Below are 7,205 nucleotides of genomic sequence, written 5' to 3'. Positions count from 1 at the left end.
CCAGAACGCCTACATCGAACGCTTCAACCGCACCTACCGCGAGGAGGTGCTCGATCAATACCTGTTCACTCGTCTCGAAGATGTGCGCGAGGCTACATGGCAGTTCCTGGTCGACTACAACGAGCAACGTCCCCACGACGCACTCGGCGGCCTGACACCTGCCGAATATCGTGGCCACTACGCCAGAAGCTCTACTTCTCAAATGTCCACTTGACGGGGGAGCTTACGTCTCTTGGTCACATTTCTTGCGTGCACGATACGTGCACCGCAAGCCCGGCCCCTTACCCTAGCCCTCTCCCCCGTTATTGATCAAAGATGGGGGAGAGGGGACTGGCCTACCGCATGGATGGGTTATCCCGCATCGATAGCGAGCAAAAATATGTGACCAAGAGAAAGGGCCTTCGCCGGGGCGACGATGGTGGGTTACGCCGCGCGGTTGTGCGAACGCATGACGCGCTGCTTGTCGCGCTGCCAGTCGCGTTCCTTTTCGGTGTTGCGCTTGTCGTGTTCCTGCTTGCCGCGCGCCAGGCCGATTTCCACTTTCACCTTGTTGCCTTTCCAGTACATGGCGATGGGCACCAGGGTGTAGCCCTTGCGTTCCACCGCGCCGATCAGCTGGTCGATCTCCTGGCGGTGCAGCAGCAGCTTGCGCGTGCGGCGGTCGACCGGCACGACGTGGGTGGAGGCGCTGATCAGCGGCGGGATGGAGGTGCCGACGAGGAACAGCTCGTTCTTCAGCACCACGGCATAGCCGTCGCCGAAGTTGATGCGGCCGGCGCGCAGGGCTTTCAGCTCCCAGCCTTGCAGGGCAATGCCCGCCTCGAAGCGCTGGTCGATGTGGTATTCGTGCCGGGCGCGCTTGTTGAGGGCGATGGTGCCGCCGCTTTCTTTTTTGTCTTTGTCCTTCGCTTTTGCCATGTCCGTTAAACTTTGTGCCGGGTCGCCCCATGCAGGCCGTCTGCATGCGGGTTGGATTCTTTTGATGAGGCTGCCGTGATCCAAATCCGCCGCAGTGCCTTGGTGAAATACTCGCCGGCGCAGATGTTCGATCTGGTCAATGAGGTCGAAGCATACCCAAAGCGCTTCGCCTGGTGTGGCAACGCCGAGGTGATCGAGCAGGGTGACAACATGCTGGTGGCACGGCTGGATCTCAAGTTTGCCGGCTTCCATCACAGCTTCACCACGCGCAACATCATCGATCGTCCGCGCCGCTTGCAGGTGAGCCTGGTGAATGGGCCGTTCCGCAGCCTGGAGGGTTTCTGGGATTTCACCCCGCTTGGCACGGACGGTTGCAAGGTGGCGCTGGAACTGGATTTCGACTATGCCGGCCGCCTGGGCGGCGCGGCTTTGAAGCTGGGTTTCCAAGGCTTGGCCAGCCGCATGGTGGACGACTTCTGCCGCGAGGCGGACAAGGTCTATGGCTGAGCGCATCGCCGTGGAAGTGGTTTGCGCCATGCCGGACCGCCAGTTGCTGCGCCGGGTGAGCTTGCCGGCGGGCAGTTCGGTGCTGCAGGCGGTGGAGCAGTCGGGGATTTTGCAGGAGCTGCCGGAGCTGCCGTTCGATCCTTCGCGGCTGGGTATCTTTTCCCGCCGCGTGGCTGCCGATGACGTGCTGCAGGATGGCGACCGGGTGGAGATTTACCGGCCGCTTACGCTGGATCCGAAAGATGCGCGGCGGCGCCGCGCCAGGTAAAGCGGGCTAGCGGGTCAGGGGCCGCCGTTGCCGCCACCGTTGTCACCGCCGCTATCGCCGCCACTGTCACCGCCGCTGGAGCTCTTGTCGCCGGAGTTGTCGTTGACGTCGTACTTGGTCTTGTACTTGTTGCTTTGCTGCACCAGCTTCTGCGCATCCTGGAAGTACAGGTTGCCTTCGGTGCGCACCAGTACGTCGTTGTTGAAGTAAAGGCTGATGGCGTTGACCTTCATCTTCTCGCCGCGGTGCGAATAGGTGGAGACGTAATCCCAGCGGTTCTGGTTGAACGGGGTGGAGACCGAAGGCGTGCCCAGCAGTACCAGCACCTGGCGCTTGGTGAGACCCGGCTTGAGCTGTTCGGCTAGATTCTTGTCGATGGTTTTATCGAAAAGATTGCCCTGGGCGACGTCCGGGGTATACACGAGATGGCAGCCGGCCAGAGAGAGTGCCAGCGTGGTGTAGCCCAGTGTGCGAATCAGCTTTTGCATTCGTAGCGCGTCCGGATCGTGAAGGTGTGGATGATACACTAATGGCTTGATTCCACCGTGTATCGGGAGTTTGCGTATGGAGCAGGAAACTCAAGAACTCCGTAAAGCCGGGTTGAAGGTGACACACCCCCGGATGCGCATTCTCCAGATCTTCGAAGAGGATGGCGCCCGCCACCTGACGGCCGAAGATGTCTACAAGAAGCTGCTTGCCCATCAGGAAGATATCGGCCTGGCCACGGTGTACCGGGTGCTGACCCAGTTCGAGGCCGCCGGCATCCTCAGCAAGCACAATTTTGAGGGCGGCCAGGCGGTGTACGAACTGGATCGTGGCCAGCATCACGACCACATGATCGACGTTGACAGCGGAAAGGTGATCGAGTTCGTCAGCGAGGAGATCGAACGCCTGCAGCGCGAGATAGCGGCCAAGCACGGCTATGAGATCCAGGACCACAGCCTGGTGTTGTATGTGCGGCCGCTGGGCCGTGGCGCTGGAACGCGTAGCAAGTGAACCGGGAAGGGGCGCGCGGCCTGGCTGGCCGGCGCCCGCTCTTCACTATTGACGATTGACGATTCCCGATTGACGCCCATAAAAAAAGCCGTGGGGGGACTCCTGTCCACCCAGCGGCTTACCGTTGTCTCTTGACGTGCTGTGTATCGGAGTTGCTCGCGATACGTGCAAATGTCCAGACTCCGGCGGAGCGGCATCCTGCCACTCTTCGAGTCTACCGTCCCCACGGTCGACTCGTGCTCACCGTCTCGCGACGGCGGCTCCCCCACATCGATGGGATTGATCCTAACGAAGCTTTTACGGAGCTGGTATTGGAAAATTTCCTAGTTACGGTGTCACAAGTCACTGGTTTTGCATGGAATCCATGCTGCTGCGCAGCAAAATGCGCAAATGAACCCCCCGATGGTCGGGCCTCAGGCGGAACAATCCCCCCAATGAAGTGACGCGGTCGCGCATGCCCTGCAGGCCTCTGCCGCCGCGTGGCACGCGCTCGGGCAAGCCTACGCCGTTGTCGCGAATGTCCAGCAGCGCCAATGCTGCGCCCGCCCGCTCGCCGATACGCAGGCGCAACCGGAATTCAGTGGCCTGGGCGTGTTTGACCGCGTTGGTGGCGCTTTCCTGGGCCAGCCGGTAGATGGCGGTGCGGATGTCTTCATCCAGCAGGCGCGGGTCGCCGTGCAGGTCGGTGTAATAGATCATGCCGGCGGTGGCGAGCAGGTCGCGGATCGGGCCTTCGTCCAGCGCGCGCATCAGGCCGAACTCATCCAGCACGGCGGGGCGCAGGTCGTCCATCACGCGATGCAGGGCGCGGCGCATGTGGGCCAGGATGCCGTTGATGGAGGTGCCGATGTCCTCCATGCCGGCCTGCTTCAGGCGGTTCTGCGCCAGCTTGACGTGGGTCTGGATGGCGGTGAGGTTCTGGCCCAGTTCGTCGTGCAGTTCGGCGGCCATGTGGCGGCGCTGGTTTTCTTCCGTCTGCAGGTTGCCGCGGGCGGCATCGCGCAGCTGGCGGGCGAGGTGATCCAGGCGGCGGTTCACCGCGGCGAGGTAGACGTTCTGCTCCGCCACGCGCGCACTGCTGCGGCGCAGGGCATCCGTGGCCGAGCCCAGCATCAGCGCACCGGTGCCGGCCACGGCCAGGAACATGTGCGACGAGGCGGTGGGTATGACGTGGGTAAACACCCGGTCGACCACCGCCATGCCCAGGCTCGATACCAGCATGGACAGGCTGGCGCCGCGCCAGCCATGCCGGAACGCGAAGAACAGCACCGGCGCCAGCGACAGGATGCGTGCGAACTCGCGTTGCGGTGCCGCTTGCTCGGTAAGGATCAACAGGATCACCAAGGCCGGCAGCATCACCAGCAGGCCATCCATCAGCAGCTCGGATATCTCCTGCCTTGACGGGCGCGTGCGCCACAGCATGATCAGCGGCGGCACGATCAGCAGCAAGCCGACGTAATTGCCCAGCATTTCGTTGCCGAACCCCTCCAGCAAACCGGTCGAGGGTAGTTCGCTGAGCAAGGCCATCATCAGCGCGTCGGTGGCGGTGGCAACCGCGCCGGTGAAACCACCGGCAAGCAGCAGGCGCGAGACTTCTTCCGGGTCGCGCATGCTTGCCCGCAGGTTGGCCCGGCGCAGCAGCCCCAGGCATAGCGCCACGACCAACGGCTGCGGCAGATCCCCAAACAGGAATGTTTGCCAGTCCGGCGTGTAGCCGTACCAGTATTCGATCGACTCGGCCGCAACCAGTTCGGCGCCGATCAGCCAGCCCCAATAACGGAACGGCGATAGCAGCAGCACGCCGAAACGCAGGCCGAATTGCAGGGTCCAGTCCGGCTGGGTGGTGGGCCAGAGCAGCCCCCAGAGCAGACCATAGCCGAGGCCGACCACGGGACCGGAGGTGAGGAAGGAGAGTTTTAGACGCATGCGCGGATGTTAGAGCCTGTTCCATAGTTCAGTGCAGCTCGCCTAGGCGAACCACGCTGGGCTATCAGCAAGCTTTGGCGAGTGGGACGGTGACGGTCGGCGCGCGGGCGAAAGAAGATTTGCTAGAGTGCTGGGCATGCATAGCATCGTTCTGGTCGACGACCACGCCATAGTCCGCGAAGGGTTCAAGCGGCTCATAGAAATGGAGCCGGATCTGGAGGTGGTCGCCGAATGCCGCAATGCCGACGATGCGGTGGAGGCGATCAGCCAGACGCGCCCGGACCTGGTCGCGCTGGACCTGTCGTTACCGGATGGCAGCGGTTTGCCGCTGATCGAGCATTTGCGAAGCGTCGCCACCGGCACGCGCATCGTGGTGCTGAGCATGCATGATGGCGAGCCTTATGTATCGGAGGCATTGCGGCGTGGCGCCAGCGGCTACGTCACCAAGGGCGCCGCACCGGAAGAATTGGTGGCAGGCCTGCGTGCGGTGATGCGCGGGGAGCAATTCCTCAGCTCCGATTTGCGCCAGCGGCGTGCGGAGCGGCCTAACGACACGCTTGATCCGATCGACCGGCTTACCGCACGCGAGCATGAAGTGTTCTTGCTGCTGGCGGCGGGACGCGCGCCGAAGCAGGTGGCGGCGGAGCTGGGGATAGGGCAGAAGACGGTGTACATCCACCGCGCGAGCTTGATGGGGAAGTTGGGGGCGGGGTCGGAACTGGATCTTTATCGCATCGCCAGCGAGCGGGGCTTGCTGCAGCCGCGGCCTTAGAGCGTGTTTGATACTAGCCAGGATGCACTCCCTCCCCTGCGGCAGTAGGGGGGGCTTGGGCTTTAGCGCACCGCTGAATGTCCTGAGTAAGGGTATGCAGGCGATGGTCGGCTCCCGCCGCTCGCCAGGACACGTCCCCTCCCCTGCGAAGTAGGGGAGGGCTAGGGTGGGGTGCGAGCGCAGCGAGCGGCAGGAGCCCCATTGCTTCAATACATCTCATCAGGACATTCAGCTGCATGCTAAAGCCCAAGCAACCCCACCCCAGCCCTCCCCTGCTTGCAGGGGAGGGAGCAGATCACCGCGAACAACAAGCTTCTTGGCTTAAGTTGGTGCCATTAGGCTTAAGTTGATCCACATGCCCGCTTCGCTATGAGGGCAAGTTATAGAAGTACCCTAAAGCGCCTGGCCGGTACGACGAGCAAAAAACTCAGCAACTGAGACTCGGCGCTAATCAGGGGCTTGGCAGGGCTTTCCGATGCCTTGATGCCGTTCCAGCCTGCATCAAGGCGAAGAAGAAAGCGCCTGCTTGATCGCCTCCCGCGCCAGCTTGTCCATCACCGCATAGCCTTGCGCATTCGGATGAACGCCATCGATGGTGAGCTTGGCGATGAAGCCGCTATGCCCATCATCCAGCGGCGTGAAGTAATCGACGCAAGTCAGCCCATTCTGCTTGGCATACGACTTGATCCAGTCATTGAGCGCGCGAATGCTTTCGACCGACTGCACCGATGGCCGCCACGGATACTTTGCAGCCGGCGTAAGCGTGGCCAGGATCACGTGGATGTGATGTGCCTGCGCCAGCTCCACCATGCTCTGGATGTTGTTCTCGATGTCCTGCAGCGTGGTCGGACCGGTGTTGCCGGCGATGTCGTTGGTGCCCGCAAGAATGTGCACCACGGCTGGATGCAGGTCGATCACGTCCTGGCGGAAGCGCACCAGCATTTGCGGCGTGGTCTGCCCGCTGATGCCGCGGTCGATCACGTCGCCGGTGAAAAAGCCCGGGTCCGCATCGATCCATGCCTGCGTGATGGAGTCGCCCATGAACACCACGCGATGCGCCGTGGCAGGCGGCAGTTTGGCGTTGGCTTCGCGGTAACGACACAGGCCGCCGAAATCGAACGCCAGGCGCTGTTCCTCCCAGGCCTTGGAGGCGGCAGCCAGGGCGGCGCGGGATTGCGGCATCAAGGGACGTTTCGGGCCGGCCAGGGCGGGCGCCTCGGGCGGCGGCAGCAAGGCGGCGCAGGGGTTGTCCATGACGCCGACAGACGCTGCGGGAGGCTCGGCGGTAGATGAGCTTGCCGGGGCCGTAGTTTGCGCAACGCAGATGTTGCAAGTGAAGGCCATGGCCAGGGCAAAAGAAACGAATACCGAAACGTTCACGGTGTATCTCCCCGTTGTTTGCTTTGCGTGCAGACCGCTGTGATGATGCCCTAGTTCCCGCGTTTGTCGACATGCGGGTTCCATGGCTGCAAGTCAATGTGCGAAACATCGCATCGGCGACGGCCCCCTCGGAGCGCGTAGTCTCAGGGTGATAAGCCGGGAGGTCCCCACGCGCACGCTTTGATGGTTACTGCCAGGTCGGGTTTTGGCCTCCAAGCCAGTTCTCGTCGCCCAAACGAGACAGCACTTCGTCAAGTTTTGTGTTGATCGCTTCAAAGATGAAGCACAGCTCGGCGCGGCCGATGGTCATCATCGCACAGCCGTTCTCGGCGTTGTCCTCGTTATAGGTGATGTGCGCCATCAGGGTCAGCATGTCCTGCAGGTCTCTGAGGGTTTCGTAGCTGTCGCTGGACAATAGATAGATGTGCGGTCCGTAGC

General features: G+C 62.3%; 10 protein-coding genes. 5 read left to right on the top strand and 5 right to left on the bottom strand.

What is annotated here, in order from left to right; genetic code table 11:
• The coding region (locus VMA74_RS07065; protein WP_325365930.1) for a transposase at positions 1-214 on the top strand (214 nt) is incomplete at its 5' end.
• A 209-nt stretch (positions 215-423) separates the two neighbouring features.
• On the opposite strand, the gene smpB is transcribed toward VMA74_RS07065, so the two are convergent.
• Entirely contained in the window at positions 424-918 is a 495-nt protein-coding gene (gene smpB / locus VMA74_RS07060) for an SsrA-binding protein SmpB (RefSeq protein ID WP_325365929.1), read from the bottom strand.
• Positions 919-993: 75 nt separating this feature from the next.
• Between smpB and VMA74_RS07055 the strand changes: the two genes are divergently transcribed.
• Both VMA74_RS07055 and VMA74_RS07050 read left to right on the top strand, forming a co-directional pair.
• Positions 994-1,425: a type II toxin-antitoxin system RatA family toxin gene (locus VMA74_RS07055; protein WP_325365928.1), complete on the top strand. Its 432-nt coding sequence runs from the start codon at positions 994-996 to the stop codon at positions 1,423-1,425.
• Positions 1,418-1,693 (top strand): RnfH family protein, encoded by a 276-nt coding sequence (locus VMA74_RS07050; protein WP_325365927.1) that lies wholly within the window; start codon positions 1,418-1,420, stop codon positions 1,691-1,693. The genes VMA74_RS07055 and VMA74_RS07050 overlap by 8 nt, the downstream gene beginning before the upstream one ends.
• Positions 1,694-1,707: 14 nt before the next feature.
• On the opposite strand, the gene VMA74_RS07045 is transcribed toward VMA74_RS07050, so the two are convergent.
• Complete coding sequence (locus tag VMA74_RS07045) at positions 1,708-2,181, bottom strand: outer membrane protein assembly factor BamE (protein WP_325365926.1); 474 nt, start codon at positions 2,179-2,181, stop codon at positions 1,708-1,710.
• A gap of 76 nt (positions 2,182-2,257) precedes the next feature.
• On the opposite strand from VMA74_RS07045, the gene fur reads away from it, so the two are divergent.
• Positions 2,258-2,689 (top strand): ferric iron uptake transcriptional regulator, encoded by a 432-nt coding sequence (fur, locus tag VMA74_RS07040; protein WP_325365925.1) that lies wholly within the window; start codon positions 2,258-2,260, stop codon positions 2,687-2,689.
• 342 nt (positions 2,690-3,031) lie between these two features.
• On the opposite strand, the gene VMA74_RS07035 is transcribed toward fur, so the two are convergent.
• Positions 3,032-4,615, bottom strand: a complete 1,584-nt coding sequence (locus VMA74_RS07035) for an MASE1 domain-containing sensor histidine kinase (protein WP_325365924.1) — start codon at positions 4,613-4,615, stop codon at positions 3,032-3,034.
• Positions 4,616-4,751: 136 nt separating this feature from the next.
• Between VMA74_RS07035 and VMA74_RS07030 the strand changes: the two genes are divergently transcribed.
• Entirely contained in the window at positions 4,752-5,387 is a 636-nt protein-coding gene (locus tag VMA74_RS07030) for a response regulator transcription factor (RefSeq protein WP_324148023.1), read from the top strand.
• Positions 5,388-5,888: 501 nt separating this feature from the next.
• Here the strand turns inward: VMA74_RS07030 and VMA74_RS07025 are convergent.
• A complete protein-coding gene (locus tag VMA74_RS07025) occupies positions 5,889-6,641 on the bottom strand; it encodes an SGNH/GDSL hydrolase family protein (RefSeq protein WP_325365923.1) in 753 nt (250 codons plus the stop codon).
• 313 nt (positions 6,642-6,954) lie between these two features.
• Positions 6,955-7,205 (bottom strand): XAC0095 family protein (locus tag VMA74_RS07020; protein WP_325365922.1); only part of this gene is annotated, 251 nt, incomplete at its 5' end.

It is taken from the genome of Dyella sp., from assembly GCF_035508675.1.
GTDB lineage: Bacteria > Pseudomonadota > Gammaproteobacteria > Xanthomonadales > Rhodanobacteraceae > Dyella_B.
This window is presented reverse-complemented; position numbering and strand designations above follow the sequence as displayed.